The following is a 14,014-nucleotide window of genomic DNA, read 5'->3' as shown; positions in this document are numbered from 1 at the left end:
TGGGTCGTTGGAACTAGCGGGCGTCGGACGGGGCTTCGTCCTTCTTCGAGTGTGCATCGTACGCCTCGACGATCCGCGCAACGAGCGGATGCCGCACGACGTCCACGCTCGTAAAGCGCGTGAGCGCAATGCCGCGCACGTTCGACAGCACCTGCTGCGCCTCGATCAGCCCGCTCTTGTGGCCGCGCGGCAGGTCGACCTGGGTCGTGTCGCCGGTCACCACGGCCTTCGAGCCGAAGCCGATCCGCGTGAGGAACATCTTCATCTGCTCGGGCGTGGTGTTCTGCGCCTCGTCGAGAATGATGAACGCGTGATTCAGCGTGCGGCCGCGCATGTACGCGAGCGGCGCGATTTCGATCATCTGGCGCTCGAACATCTTCGCGGTCTTGTCGAAGCCGAGCAGGTCGTACAGGGCGTCATAGAGCGGGCGCAGATACGGATCGACCTTCTGCGCGAGATCGCCCGGCAGAAAGCCCAGCCGCTCACCCGCTTCGACGGCGGGGCGCGTCAGCACGATGCGCTTCACCTGGTCGCGCTCCAGTGCATCGACCGCGCAGGCGACCGCCAGATATGTCTTGCCCGTGCCCGCCGGTCCGACGCCGAACGTCACGTCGTGCGACACGATCTGCTTCAGGTACTCGCGTTGGGCGGGCGTGCGGCCGCGCAGATCGGCGCGGCGCGTGTACAGCTTGGGACCGAGTTCTTCGAGATCTTCGTCGTCGGTGTCCGCCGGTTCGTCGAACGGGTGATCCGGGTCGTGACGAAAGCGCATATCGGCGTCGTTTGCGCCATTCCCACGAACCCGCACCGGATGACGCGCTTCGACGAGCGCAAGCTGGATATCGTCGACGGACAGCGGCTCGCGCGCGCTGTTGTAGAAGTTTTCGAGTGCCGTGAGCGCGACCTTCGCGCCACGTCCGCGAATGCTGATGCGATCGCCGCGGCGTTGCAGCGTGACGTCGAGCGCCTGCTCGATCTGCCGCAGGTTTTCGTCGAGCGGGCCGCAGAGGTTGGCAAGCCGCGCATTGTCGTCGCGCGGCGCGGTGAATTCCAGATGCTGCTGAGTGGTCTTCAAGGCGGGGGGTCGATCCTGTCGGTAGGCGGAGCGCTTAATGAGTGATTGCCGGTGCGCTGTCGTGCATCAGCACGAGTTCACCGCGCAGCGAATGCGGATAGGCGTGATTGATCTTCACGTCGATCATCTGGCCGATCAGCCGCGCGTGCGACGCGAGCGGCGCCGGGAAATTCACCACGCGGTTGTTCTCGGTACGGCCGGCGAGTTCGGACGGGTCCTTGCGCGACAGCCCTTCGACCAGAATGCGCTCGACCTTGCCGACCATCGACTGGCTGATCCGCGCGACGTTTTCCTCAATCGTCGCCTGCAGGTGCTGCAGACGTTTCAGCTTCACTTCGCGCGGCGTGTCGTCGTGCAGGTTCGCGGCCGGCGTGCCGGGGCGCGGGCTGTAGATGAACGAGAAGCTCGTGTCGTAGCTCATCTCGTGAATCAGCGCCATCATCCTGTCGAAGTCTTCTTCGGTCTCGCCGGGGAAGCCGACGATCATGTCCGTCGACAGCGACAGGTCCGGGCGGATCGCACGCAGCCGGCGGATCACCGACTTGTACTCGAGCACCGTATAGCCGCGCTTCATCGCCATCAGGATGCGATCGGAGCCGTGCTGCACCGGCAGATGCAGGTGGCTCACGAGCTTCGGCACCTTCGCATACGTGTCGATCAGGCGCTGCGTGAATTCTTTCGGATGGGACGTCGTGTAGCGGATCCGTTCGATGCCCGGAATATCGGCGACGTATTCGATCAGCGTCGCGAAGTCGGCGATCTCTGAGGAGCCGATGGTGAGCGCGCCGCGATACGCGTTCACGTTCTGGCCGAGCAGCGTCACTTCGCGCACGCCCTGGTCGGCGAGACCGGCGATTTCGGTCAGCACGTCGTCGAGCGGGCGCGACACTTCTTCGCCGCGCGTGTAGGGCACGACGCAGTAGCTGCAATACTTGCTGCAGCCTTCCATGATCGACACGAACGCGCTCGGGCCTTCGACGCGCGCCGGCGGCAGGTGATCGAACTTCTCGATTTCGGGAAACGAAATGTCGACCTGCGCGCGGCCGCTGGCGCGGCGCTGGTCGATCATCTGCGGCAACCGGTGCAGGGTCTGCGGGCCGAACACGAGATCGACATACGGCGCACGCGCCACGATCGATGCGCCTTCCTGGCTCGCCACGCAGCCGCCGACGCCGATGATCAGATCCGGTTTCGCTTCCTTCAGCTCGCGCACGCGGCCGAGGTCGGAGAAGACTTTTTCCTGCGCCTTTTCGCGCACGGAGCAGGTGTTGAAGAGAATGACGTCCGCGTCTTCCGGGGAGTCGGTCTTCACGAGGCCTTCAGCCGCACCGAGCACGTCGACCATCTTGTCGGAGTCGTACTCGTTCATCTGGCAGCCAAAGGTCTTTACATAAACTTTCTTGGTCATCGAGGGTTCGCCGTTCGCAGTGGTTAACCTGGGGGCGCAGTAAAAAGGGGGATACATGAAAATCATGTGGGAGGCCGGGCCGCTTTTCACAGCGCGGGCGACTCACATACGGTAGCCCATTATTATAGCCCCTGGCGGTGTATGGTTTTGCCCGCCGGGCCTGCTGGCGGCAGGCCGAGCAATGCTTCCAGTTGGTCCGAAACCTGCGCGAAACGCGCGCTCAGGAAGTCGAGCAGCGCCCTCACACGCGGTGGATATCCCCAAGATTATCCGTCGATCTTTCAAAATAATTTGATAATGATTCAAATGCTACGCCAATTCTCAAATTGACGCGTGGCCGGGACAATGCGCTCCTCTGAAAGCGTTTTATGGCCGGAGGCCGTTGTTCCATGAACCTCGATCACGCGACGATCGTTACTCCCGATCTGGAAGGCGCACGACGGTTTTTCGTCGACGTCGTCGGCCTGACGGAGGGCTGGCGGCCGCCGTTCGGGGTCGCCGGCTACTGGCTGTGCAGCAACGGTCGACCGGTGATCCATCTGATCGACTCGACCCTGGCGGGCCACGCGGGCCGTGCCGTGCCGCGCATCGATCACATCGCGTTCCGGATCGAGACCCTCGCCGAATGGCTGGCGCTGAGGGAACGGCTGCGGGCCGCCGATGTGCCGTATCAGCTCGCCGACGTGCCGTTGTCGGGCGAAACGCAACTCTTCGTCGCGCCCGGCGCGGGCGTTGTCATCGAATTCGTGACGGCCTCGCGCGCCGCGCAAACCTGACTCTGGAGCTTCCTATGCCCATTCCGTTACTGGCGCTGGCGATCAGCGCGTTCGCCATCGGCACCACCGAGTTTGTGATCATGGGGTTGCTGCCCCAGGTCGCGCAGGATCTGGCTGTGTCGTTGCCGTCCGCAGGTTTGCTGGTCAGCGGTTATGCGCTCGGCGTGGCGGTCGGTGCGCCCCTCCTCGCCGTGGTGACCAGCAAGATGCCCCGCAAGGTCGCGCTGCAACTGTTGATGGTCGTGTTCATCGTCGGCAATGTGCTCTGTGCGGTGGCGGGGAACTACACGCTGCTGATGATCGCGCGCGTCGTGACGTCGTTTGCGCACGGCTCGTTCTTCGGCATCGGTGCGGTGGTCGCGGCCTCGCTCGTGCCGCAGGAAAAGCGCGCCAGTGCGATCGCGCTGATGTTCACCGGGCTGACACTCGCAAATGTGCTCGGCGTGCCGTTCGGCACGTTCATCGGTCAGGAATTCGGCTGGCGGATGGCGTTCTGGATCGTCGCCGGCCTCGGTGTGCTGTCGCTTGGCGGCGTGGCGGCACTGGTCCCGAACCGGCACGATTCCGGGCCGACGGGCTTGGGCCACGAAGTGCGCGTGCTCAAAGAGCCACAGGTGTGGCTTGCGCTCGCGATGACGGTGCTCGGTTTCGGCGGCGTGTTCGTCGTGTTCACCTACATCGCGCCGATCCTCGAACAGGTGAGCGGCTTCACGCCGCGCGGCGTGACGCTGATCCTCGTGATCTTCGGTGTGGGCCTGACGGTCGGCAACACGATCGGCGGCAAGCTCGCGGACCGCGCGCTGATGCCCTCGCTGATGGGCATTCTGGTCGCGCTGGCCGTCGTGATGGCGATCTTCGCGAAGACCAGCCATTCGCAGATCGCCGCGGCGGTGACGGTATTCGTCTGGGGCATCGCGGCGTTCGCGACGGTGCCGCCGCTGCAGATGCGGGTCGTCGAGAAGGCGACGGCGGCGCCGAACCTCGCATCGACGCTCAACATCGGCGCATTCAACGTCGGCAATGCGGGGGGCGCCTGGCTCGGCGGCCTCGTCATCGGCCACGGCTACGCGCTCGACATGCTGCCGTGGGTGGCAGCCGCCGTCGCGGTCGTCGCGCTGTTGCTGACGTGGTTTGCAGCGCGCCTCGACGCGCCGTCGATCGTGCCGCAGCGGATATGACAAAAGCGCACAAGCAATCCACGAAGCGCCCTCCACGATGGTGATAACAGTGTGAAGATAACTTCGTTGGGCGTGGCGAAAGCGAATGCTAGTCTTGCCTCCACTAATGCTCGCCCGCCTTGCGGCGGCGCTCCTGGAGGCAACCATGCATTCCCCGCTTGCGCTGGTTCGTGATCCCGCGACTGATTCGCCCGACGGGCCGGGTGCCGCAGATTCTTCCACTGAAGCGCTGGACGCGGTGGAACATCTCGTCGGTGTGAATCTCGCCCGGCTGCGCGCGGAGCGCCAGCTATCGCTCGACGCGCTGGCGCGGGCCTCCGGCGTGTCGCGGGCGATGCTCGCGCAGATCGAGTCGGCGCGCAGCGTGCCGTCGATCAAGGTGCTCTGCAAGGTCGCAGCGGCGCTGAAGGTCTCGGTGGCGGCGTTTCTGCGACGCCACGCGGTCAACGGTTTCGAGCATTTGCCCGCCGATCGGGCGACGCGTCTCGTCAGTTCGAACGGGCGGTATACGGCACGCTCGCTGTATCCGGACGCGGAGCGGGTGGCGGCCGAGTTTCACGAGTTGCGCATTGCGCCGCTGCATACCGAAGTGGGAACGCGTCGCGCGCCTGGAACAACGGTGAATCTCGTCGTCAGCGAAGGGACGCTCGAAGTCAGCGTGCACGATCGGCGGCAACTGCTTGCGACGGGCGACGCGATCGTCTTCGATGCCGACCAGCCGCATAGTCTGCGCAATCCCGGCGATACCGAGGCCCGCGCGTTCCGCGTGACGCTGAACGCGGAAGCGCCGCCGCGCTGGGATGTGCCGCCGCACGAGAGTGCGCGCCACACGGTGTCCTGAGTGCCACGTCGCTACACGAGGCGGCGGTCTGATCGAAGTCGCTGCGCTGCATGATTGGTGCGGCTGTTGTATGCTTTGCCCGCCGGTTCGATCCGGCAATCAGTGCGTCTTCAGGGCGGGGTGCAATTCCCCACCGGCGGTATGCAGGCCATGCAGTCTGGCCAGCGAGCCCGCGAGCGCCCGCGCAGTACGTGGTAGCGGGGTCAGCAGATCTGGTGCGATGCCAGAGCCGACGGTCATAGTCCGGATGGAAGAAGATGTGCAGATAGTCATGGTCCATCCCGTGCGTGCTGCCCGCGGTTCGAGGCGGCGTGTGGACGTGTCTTCCTGCCTCGCCTGCTGTTGGCGGGTGTTGGCGAGCGAGGCGCGTGGTTCTGTCTGTTTGCAATGCCCTGAAACGTTTTTCGCCCAACTTTTGCGATGAGCGTTTCACATGTCCTTTACAACTTTTCCCGCACCGGCCACGTTCGTTGAAAGTGCGTTCGCCGATCTCCCGCTGCTTGCCACCGAAGCTGTCCCGCCCCGTATCGCCGCTGCGCTGCAGGCGATGCGCGACGGCCGCGCTGTCGTTCTGCAGGACGATCACGACCGCGAAAACGAAGCCGATCTGATTGTCTCCGCCGAGCGTCTCACCAACGAGACCATGGCGCTCCTGATCCGCGAATGCAGCGGGATCGTATGCCTGTGCCTGCCCGACGAGAAGATCCGCGCGCTCGAACTGCCGCCGATGGCGGTCAATAACGAAAGCCGTCATGGCACGGCGTTCACGGTGTCGATCGAGGCGCGCGAGGGCGTATCGACAGGCGTATCGGCTGCCGACCGCGTGACCACGATCCGCGCTGCGATCGCCGACAACGCGAAGCCGGCCGACATCGTGCGTCCGGGCCACGTGTTCCCGTTACGTGCGATGCCGGGTGGCGTGCTTGCGCGCCGCGGTCATACGGAAGGCACCGTCGATCTGGCGATTCTGGCAGGTCTGAAGCCGGCTGGCGTGCTGTGCGAGCTGATGAATCCGGACGGCACGATGACGCGCGGCGCGGATGTGGAGCGCTTTGCCGCGCAGCACAAGCTGCCGATGCTGACGATCGCGGAACTGGTTGAGTTTCGTGAAGCGCTCGCGGCGGCGCGTGAGTGCTGCGCAGACGCGGCGTGAATCGGCACGGGCTCGCGCGCATGGCGATGCGCGCGGGTCCGTGTCACTGATGTTTGGGGAAGGGCGGCGCGCCCGTCGCCATCGCGTGAGTTGATGGCGGCGACAGCGCCCATGCAGGCGCTACGACTGCACGTCGCCGAATTCTCCACGCAGTCCCGCCTCGACGAGCGCGGGCAGTTCGTCCATGTGTTCCATGATCCGCGAGATGCCCATGTTGCGCAGCACGTCCGCGTAACCATCGGGGATATGGCTTGCGCCGACGAACGCGATCGTCTTCATGCCTGCCGCACGCGCGGCATTCAGCCCCGCGACGCTGTCCTCGACGACGAGGCAACGCGTCGGCTCGACGCCAAGCTGCTGGGCAGCCAGCAGATACACATCGGGATAAGGCTTCGGCCGCGCGACCTGCTCGGCGCTGAAGATGCGTCCAGCAAAAATCTCCATCAGACCGGCGCGCCGCACCGATGCCGTGACACGCGTCATCCGGCTGTTCGACACGACCGCCGCCGGCAGCGCGACGCGTAGTAGCGCCTCGCGCACGCCATGAATCGCGCTGAGCGACGAGGCGAGCGCAAGCTCGACGTTGTGCTCGACGGTCTCGAGAAAATCCGCCGGCAGCGTCACGTTGAAACGGGATTGGACGCCCTCGAGAAAGCGCGAGGTCTGCTGGCCGAACGCCGTCTTCACGAAGGGCTGGAAATCGATGCCAGGGAAAGTGGTCGAAAGCGTATCGAGCAGGACGTGGTCGGCGATGACTTCACTGTCGACGAGGACACCGTCGCAGTCACAGATAAGATGGTCGAGCATGCGGAAAACAGGAATGCAGGGGGGGTGAACCTCGCCGGCACCCGCGGCAGACGAGGTTTAGATTGCGCCATGATACGTGCTTTTGCGAGCCGCACCCGGCAATGGGCTGCGGCTTTACTTCATACGTTCACCGCGCTCTCGTTCAATGCCCCGGCGCATCATCGGCCCAGGCCTTGGCGGCGCGCACCGCGCGATGCCATCCGTCAAGGCATCCCGTTACCTCGTTCGCTTCCATCGCCGGCGAGAAGCGGCGATCGAGTTTCCACTGACTCCTGAGTTCGTCGACATCCTTCCAGTAGCCGACCGCAAGACCGGCCAGATAGGCCGCGCCGAGCGCCGTCGTTTCGCTGACCTTCGGACGCACTGCGTCGACGCCGAGAATATCGGCCTGGAACTGCATGAGCAGGTTGTTTGCGCAGGCGCCGCCGTCGACGCGCAGTTCGCCGACCCGTATGCCTGAGTCCGCTTCCATCGCCCGCAGCACGTCGACCGACTGGTACGCGATCGAATCGAGCGCCGCGCGTGCAATATGCGCGGACGTGGTTCCGCGCGTGACGCCGAACAGCGTGCCGCGTGCGCGCGCATTCCAGTGCGGCGCGCCGAGCCCGGCAAACGCAGGCACGAGATAGACGCCATCGCAATGCGGCACGCCGCGCGCAAGCGATTCGATTTCCGCTGCACTGTGGATGATGCCGAGCCCGTCGCGCAGCCATTGCACGACTGCCCCAGCGATGAAGATGCTGCCTTCGAGCGCGTAGTTGATCTGGTCGCCGATCTGCCACGCGATGGTCGTGATCAGGTTGTTCTTCGACTCGATCGGTTTGTCGCCGGTGTTCATCACGAGGAAGCAGCCCGTGCCATAGGTGTTCTTCACCATGCCCGACTGCGTGCACATCTGGCCGAAGAGCGCCGCGTGCTGGTCGCCCGCGATGCCCGCGAGCGGAATGGTCGAGGCGAATACCGTGGTTTTGGTGGGCCCGTACACTTCCGACGAAGGGCGCACTTCCGGCAGCATGCTGCGCGGGATATCGAGCGCATCGAGCAGTTCGTCATCCCATTGCAGCGTATGGATGTTGAAGAGCATCGTGCGCGATGCGTTCGTGACGTCGGTGACATGCAGGCCGTGCCGCGTGAAATTCCACACGAGCCAGCTGTCGACCGTGCCGAATGCGAGCTTGCCCTGGCGCGCCTTTTCGCGGGCGCCTTCAACGTTATCGAGGATCCAGCGGATCTTCGTGGCGGAGAAATAAGAGTCGATCGGCAGACCGGTTTTCGCGCGCACTTTCGCTTCAAGGCCCTGTGCTTTCAGCTGGTCGCAGAAGTCCGCGGTGCGGCGGTCCTGCCAGACGATTGCGTTGTAGATCGGGTGCCCGGTTTCGCGATCCCAGACGACGGTGGTTTCGCGCTGGTTCGTGATGCCGATTGCCGCGATGGACGAGCCGTTCAAGCCGGCCCGCGTGACCGCTTCGGCGGCGACGCCGGCCTGGGTCGACCAGATCTCCTGCGGATCGTGTTCGACCCAGCCCGGCCGCGGATAAATCTGCTCGAACTCCTTCTGCGCCATCGACACTACACTGCCGTGACGGTCGAACAGCATCGCGCGGGAACTCGTTGTCCCTTGATCGAGCGCGAGGATGTACTGGTCCTGCATGTGTCTCTTCTCCATGTTCGTTCGTGACTCGCCGGGGCCGCTGGTTCAGGGACAGGCGAGTGAATGGGCGTCGCCTCCAGCATGCCGCAACGATCGCGATCCGGCCATCGTCCCGTAACGGTGCGACGTTCGGTCAGGCATGCGAGGCGCCGCCTGTCGCCAGGTAAGTCGCGCGGGCCTTAGGCGTCAGGCGTAACGGACTCGTGTTCGAACCATGCGTCGATGTCGCGGCTCACTGCTTCGCGCATGCCTGGCTCGGCGAGATGCAAGCCAAGTTTCGAGCGGCGCCATAGGACGTCGTACGCGGTACAGGCCCATTCAGTATCGCGAAGATAACGCAGTTCGGCTTCGTAAATTCCGGGCGCGAAAGCCTGCCCCAGGTCGGCCACCGAGTGCGCGTCACCTGTGATCTGTGTCGCGCGTGTGCCATAGGAGCGGGCATAGCGGCGCGCAAGCTCCGGTGGCAGCCATGCATGCTGTTGCTGGAACTGCGCGGCGAAGCGTTCGAAATTCGCATTCGCGATGTCACCGCCGGGCAGCGAAGCGCCCGCGGTCCACCCAGGCGCCGACAGGTCGAGCGCGCGGGCAAGTTCGTCGACGGCTTCTTCAGCCAGCTTGCGAAAGGTCGTGATCTTGCCGCCGAACACCGACAGCAGTGGCGCTTCGCCCGCTGGCGCGTCGAGTTCGAGACGGTAGTCGCGTGTGACTGCCGACGGGTTGTCCGCGCCTTCTTCCTCGAGCAGCGGCCGCACGCCGGAATAGGTCCAGCACACGTCGCGCGGCGTGATCTTCTGCCTGAAGTAGCGGTTGATCGAATCGCACAGGTACTGCGTTTCGTCATCATTGATCGCGACTTTCGCGGGATCGTCGCGATATTCGATGTCGGTCGTGCCGATCAGCGTGTAGTCGTGTTCGTAGGGGATCGCGAAGATGATCCGCTTGTCCGGGTTCTGGAAGATGTACGCGTGATCGTGCTCGAAGAGGCGCCGCGTGACGATGTGGCTTCCCTTCACCAGCCGCACGGAGTGTGTCGCACCTCGCCCCAGCGCGCCCTGCAGCAGTTCGCTGACCCACGGGCCGGCGGCGTTGGCGATCGCGCCGGCGCGCAGGTCGATGACCCTGCCGTCCGCTGATTCGAGCCGCGCATGCCATTCGCCGCCCGCCCGTACTGCATTCACGAGTTTCGTGCGCGTCAGGATCGCCGCGCCACGTTCGCTCGCGTCGAGTGCGTTCAGCACGACGAGGCGCGCATCGTCGACCCAGCCGTCCGAGTAGACGAAGCCTCGCCTGATCGAATCGATGAGCGGCGCGCCGGCCGGATGGCGGCGCATGTCGATACCGCGCGAGCCCGGCAGCAGTTCGCGTCGCGCGAGGTGATCGTAAAGAAACAGGCCGGCCCGGATCAGCCACGCCGGCCGCAGGTTCGGCATGTGCGGCATCACGAAGCGCAGCGGCCACATGATGTGCGGTGCGGCGCGCAGCAGCGTCTCGCGCTCCTGCAGTGCCTTGCGCACGAGACCGAACTCGCGGTACTCGAGATAGCGCAGGCCGCCGTGAATGAGTTTCGTGCTCGCCGACGACGTGTGCGCCGCGAGATCGTCCTGCTCGCACAGCAACACGGAAAGGCCGCGTCCGGCGGCATCGCGGGCGATACCGGCACCGTTGATCCCGCCGCCCACGACGAGCAAATCGTATCTCGCGCCTTGTGTCACCTGCCGCGCTCCCTGAAGACTGAAGGAAAATGCCTCGAACTGATAATGTTCGTTTTCGAACTTTAATGAACATATTCGAAAAAGTAAAGTTCGAGACCTCGGCTGGCCGATCGGACGAGGTGACACGGGCTGCGCTCGCAGACGATACTCATGTCACGGGCTATCGAGAGGTGAAAAATGCGTGGACTTTGGATGATTGGCGCCGCGGCGTTTCTCGTGGGGTGCGTGAGCACACCGAGTCTTACGGGAACGACGGGCGCGCGTTCGTTTGCGGCGCTGCAGGAGATGTGCGGCGCGCAGGCAGTCGACTATGGTGAAGACGCGCAATCCGTCTACACGGTGCTATTCGATGCGCATGTCGCGAACCGGCGCGGGAAGATATCGAACGAGGAGTTCTGTACGTTTCAGACTGCCATGGCAAAGCAGTATGTGAAGCTCGGCAAGAGCAGCGATCCGCAGATGCGCAATCAGTGGGTGACATTCTTCAACACCCAGCGCGTGACGGCATTGAGCTGGCGCGCAGCGGTGGATCCCACCTTGCGCTCTGGCTAGGGCCTGTTCACGCTAATAACGGGCTTGCGAACGTGCCTTTCCGCCCGCAGTGCAAGGAGGAAGGAGCGCCGTTTGGCCGAGCCAAACGCCCCGAAGGAAGTCCCCTTGGGGGACAAGCGACGCCCGACGCCGCAATGCGGGCGGAAAGGCACGTTCCCCTGATTTAAAAAACCTTCGCGGGGCTGGCCGCCAGAAGGGCCGATCGCCGCGTCATGCTCCTCGCGAATACGTCCAGTATTCGCTTCGTCGCAATCCTTGCGCTCGGCCCTTCTGGCGGCCAGCGCAAGCCCGTTATTAGCGTGAACAGGCCCTGGGGGAATCACGCAGAGCGCGGGTGGTATGGGCGTGCGTGAACCGCACGCCGCGTGCCGGACGTCGACAGGGACTTTCCGACCTGACTATGAAAACCGTTTGATGGCTCTGAGGGCTGAATCGCCGACCTCGGTAAGGCGCCACTGCTGGAGGCCGGAGGCAAGTTTTTCGAGTTGTACAAGCTGGCGCTCGAGCAGGGCGTCGAGTTCACCGCGCTCCATGTCGGCCTGGTTGGGGGAGTCTTTCACGAGCAACAACGTGGCAAATTCATGCGGACTCAGCATCGTTCTCTCCATGTCAACGAACGCGAACTGTGCTCCGAACCGTGAACCAGCGTGGATTGCTGGCCGGGCCGGGCGTCACTGAAACAGTCCTGGCCGACGCGGCGCGATACGGACGTCGGGACCTGGAGTGTAGTCAACCGCACGCAGAACCCCAAACCGTTCCCCGAAAATTTTCCGTTTGACATGCGGACCCTCGAGAGGCGGTTAGCATCGCGCGCCAGATCCTTGATTTCACTCGAAGTTTTGCGTGCGGTGCAGCAAACGCAATACGCGTGCCCGGGGCCATGACATTGGACGGGTCGATCAGTCGGCGATATAGACCTGCGTAGCCGCTGTCGCGAGGGTTTCGGCCATGTCGGCGGGCGGGGCGGCGTCGGTGAAAAGTGCGTCGATCTGGTTCAGATGCCCCTGGCGGACGAGCGCGGGGCGGCCGAATTTCGAGTGATCGGCGGCGAGAAAGACGGTGCGTGCATGCTCGATGATCGCCTCGGCGACGCGCACTTCGCGGGTGTCGAAGTCGCGCAGCGTGCCGTCCGTCTCAATGCTCGACGTGCCGATGATCGCGAAATCGACCTTGAACTGGCGGATGAAATCGATCGCGAGTTCACCCACGATTCCCTTGTCCCAGGGGCGCACGATCCCGCCAGTTACGAGCACCTCGCAGTCCGGATAGCCGCTCATCATGCTGGCGACGTTCAGGTTGTTCGTGATTACCCGCAGCCCCCGATGGCGGTTGAGCGCGCGTGCGACTTCTTCAGTGGTGGTGCCGAGGTTGATAAAGAGCGAAGCCTGATCAGGAATGTGAGTGGCCACTAACGCAGCGATACGACGCTTCTCGTCGTGAAACATCCTTTGCCGGGCGGTGTACGAGACGTTTTCGGAACTGGTCGGCAAGCTCGCGCCGCCGTGATAGCGGCGTAGCAGATTCATGTCCGCGAGCCAGTTCACGTCGCGCCGGATCGTCTGCGGCGTCACGTCGAAATGCGCGGCGAGATCGTCAACGGTAACGAAGCCGTCGCGTTGCACCCATTCGAGCAATTCCTGTTGACGTGCGTTCAGGGTCAGGCGGGGGTCTCGGGTCATGGCTTTATGGTCGATTGGCGCGCGGCGCCGGGGCGCCTCAGGCAGGCGAGTGTTGGGGTGGTCGTATTGTAAGACCTCCGGCCGGGTTCTCAGGCGACGACGCGGGACGTCGCGTCGGAGCCGATCTGTTCCTGCGGATTCTGGATGGATCCGAAGTCGCCGAACGTCGTCGAAGGCGGCAAGCGGCCGTTCCATACGATCGTTCCGGCGTTCCTCACGCAGCAGGTCGAAGGGCGGCAGGAAGCGGTGATGAGCTTCGACGTGATGGGCGGCGACATGCAGCCGCAAGGTCACCTGCGGTCGGTGGTGCGGATGCTCGACTACTGCCAGCAGCCGCAGGCCGCGTGCGCCGCGCCGCGCCTTTGCTCATCCTGCTCGCGCGACTTGTACAGGGCTTCACGGTGGGCGGCGAAGCCGGCAGTGCGACTGCATTGATGGTCCAGCACGGACCGTCGCGGCGCGGCTATTACGCGAGCTGGCAGTTCAGGCAAGGGCAATGACCCGGGCGTCTCGTTCAGCAACCGGTGGGTGAATCTGATACTCGCGATCGGCATCGTCGCGCAATCGACAGTCGGCGTGCATGTGCTCCAGCTCTATATGCCGATGTATGCCGTGAAGCAGTTGCCTATGCCGGCGGCCTCGTCGTTCGGCGTGGTCGTGCTCAATGGTGGCCTGCAATTTCTGCTGTCGCCGGTGATTGGTGTGACGATCTTCGGCGGCCTCGCGCCGACTATCGTCGAGACCTTCATTCGCCTTACCGGCAACAAACTCGCGCCGAGCTACTGCGTGTTGATTGCTGCGGTACTGTCGGGCGTATCGCTCGCGATCGTTGCGATGCGCATGCGCCGTCCGCGCAGCGTGTAAGCGGACGTAATGAAGCGGACATCGCCGACTGGATGAGACCGCGCAATACATGGTGTCCCACTCGCGGGCAGCCTCTACGGGCTGCCTGCTTTTTTTTTGAGCGTGCGCCTTGTCATGACCTGCGCGCTTTCCCTGGTCATCAACGGAACTGGCTAGGGCCGGCACGGTCTGTGCTGTGGTATCTGCACGTTTGTGGAACACCAGCTAAGATGCAGGATAGAAGGTTAAAAATTTCAAGGCGCTCTATCTGACAACGGTGGGCAGCCGGGCCAGGCAGACGCGGTCAGGCATGCTCCATTCGTCGATATGGCTTTGGGA

Annotated in this window: 12 protein-coding genes, 3 pseudogenes and 1 riboswitch; of the genes and pseudogenes, 7 read left to right on the top strand and 8 right to left on the bottom strand. The window is 63.9% G+C overall.

The features are described 5' to 3' along the window. Positions 1-13: 13 nt before the first annotated feature. The 3 genes and pseudogenes from P3T23_RS25315 to P3T23_RS25305 all read right to left on the bottom strand — a co-directional run. A complete protein-coding gene (locus P3T23_RS25315) occupies positions 14-1,075 on the bottom strand; it encodes a PhoH family protein (protein ID WP_429318855.1) in 1,062 nt (353 codons plus the stop codon). 34 nt (positions 1,076-1,109) lie between these two features. Continuing rightward, positions 1,110-2,483 carry a tRNA (N6-isopentenyl adenosine(37)-C2)-methylthiotransferase MiaB gene (gene miaB, locus P3T23_RS25310; RefSeq protein ID WP_429318854.1) on the bottom strand — a complete coding sequence of 458 codons (1,374 nt, stop codon included), beginning with the start codon at positions 2,481-2,483 and terminating at the stop codon, positions 1,110-1,112. A gap of 122 nt (positions 2,484-2,605) precedes the next feature. Next, positions 2,606-2,734: pseudogene (locus P3T23_RS25305) on the bottom strand (LysR family transcriptional regulator); the annotation flags it as partial. Positions 2,735-2,872: 138 nt separating this feature from the next. Between P3T23_RS25305 and P3T23_RS25300 the strand changes: the two are divergent. From P3T23_RS25300 to ribB, 4 genes are all read left to right on the top strand, one after another. After that, complete coding sequence (locus tag P3T23_RS25300; RefSeq protein WP_429318853.1) at positions 2,873-3,259, top strand: VOC family protein; 387 nt, start codon at positions 2,873-2,875, stop codon at positions 3,257-3,259. 14 nt (positions 3,260-3,273) lie between these two features. Next, on the top strand, positions 3,274-4,437 hold the full coding sequence (locus P3T23_RS25295; RefSeq protein ID WP_429318852.1) for an MFS transporter: 1,164 nt from the start codon (positions 3,274-3,276) through the stop codon (positions 4,435-4,437). Between the two features lie 145 nt (positions 4,438-4,582). Continuing rightward, positions 4,583-5,278 carry a helix-turn-helix domain-containing protein gene (locus P3T23_RS25290; protein ID WP_429318851.1) on the top strand — a complete coding sequence of 232 codons (696 nt, stop codon included), beginning with the start codon at positions 4,583-4,585 and terminating at the stop codon, positions 5,276-5,278. Between the two features lie 102 nt (positions 5,279-5,380). Then, a riboswitch (FMN riboswitch) is annotated at positions 5,381-5,541 on the top strand. Positions 5,542-5,711: 170 nt separating this feature from the next. Continuing rightward, positions 5,712-6,431, top strand: coding sequence for a 3,4-dihydroxy-2-butanone-4-phosphate synthase (gene ribB / locus P3T23_RS25285; RefSeq protein ID WP_429318850.1), 720 nt, complete (start codon positions 5,712-5,714; stop codon positions 6,429-6,431). Positions 6,432-6,551: 120 nt separating this feature from the next. On the opposite strand, the gene P3T23_RS25280 is transcribed toward ribB, so the two are convergent. The 3 genes from P3T23_RS25280 to glpD form a co-directional block, all read right to left on the bottom strand. Then, positions 6,552-7,238, bottom strand: coding sequence for an HAD family hydrolase (locus tag P3T23_RS25280; protein ID WP_429318849.1), 687 nt, complete (start codon positions 7,236-7,238; stop codon positions 6,552-6,554). 142 nt (positions 7,239-7,380) lie between these two features. Further along, positions 7,381-8,889, bottom strand: coding sequence for a glycerol kinase GlpK (gene glpK, locus P3T23_RS25275; RefSeq protein WP_429319008.1), 1,509 nt, complete (start codon positions 8,887-8,889; stop codon positions 7,381-7,383). A gap of 179 nt (positions 8,890-9,068) precedes the next feature. Further along, complete coding sequence (gene glpD, locus P3T23_RS25270) at positions 9,069-10,601, bottom strand: glycerol-3-phosphate dehydrogenase (protein WP_429318848.1); 1,533 nt, start codon at positions 10,599-10,601, stop codon at positions 9,069-9,071. Positions 10,602-10,778: 177 nt separating this feature from the next. Here glpD and P3T23_RS25265 point away from each other — a divergent pair, with 177 nt between their 5' ends. Next, the gene (locus P3T23_RS25265) at positions 10,779-11,153 is read left to right on the top strand and encodes a hypothetical protein (RefSeq protein ID WP_429318847.1); all 375 of its coding nucleotides are present in this window, start codon (positions 10,779-10,781) and stop codon (positions 11,151-11,153) included. A gap of 398 nt (positions 11,154-11,551) precedes the next feature. Here the strand turns inward: P3T23_RS25265 and P3T23_RS25260 are convergent, their stop codons facing one another. Both P3T23_RS25260 and P3T23_RS25255 read right to left on the bottom strand, forming a co-directional pair. Then, positions 11,552-11,749: a hypothetical protein gene (locus P3T23_RS25260; protein ID WP_166656125.1), complete on the bottom strand. Its 198-nt coding sequence runs from the start codon at positions 11,747-11,749 to the stop codon at positions 11,552-11,554. 303 nt (positions 11,750-12,052) lie between these two features. Continuing rightward, positions 12,053-12,832 carry a DeoR/GlpR family DNA-binding transcription regulator gene (locus tag P3T23_RS25255; protein WP_429318846.1) on the bottom strand — a complete coding sequence of 260 codons (780 nt, stop codon included), beginning with the start codon at positions 12,830-12,832 and terminating at the stop codon, positions 12,053-12,055. Positions 12,833-12,964: 132 nt separating this feature from the next. On the opposite strand from P3T23_RS25255, the pseudogene P3T23_RS25250 reads away from it, so the two are divergent. Further along, a pseudogene (locus P3T23_RS25250) lies at positions 12,965-13,192 on the top strand (gamma-glutamyltransferase); the annotation flags it as partial. Then, a pseudogene (locus P3T23_RS25245) lies at positions 13,186-13,696 on the top strand (hypothetical protein); the annotation flags it as partial. The pseudogenes P3T23_RS25250 and P3T23_RS25245, both read left to right, overlap by 7 nt. Positions 13,697-14,014: the final 318 nt, after the last annotated feature.

The sequence above is a fragment of the Paraburkholderia sp. GAS448 genome (assembly GCF_050435685.1).
Taxonomy (GTDB): domain Bacteria; phylum Pseudomonadota; class Gammaproteobacteria; order Burkholderiales; family Burkholderiaceae; genus Paraburkholderia.
Note: the sequence above shows the minus strand (reverse complement) of the source record. Positions and strands in the feature narration are given on the sequence as shown.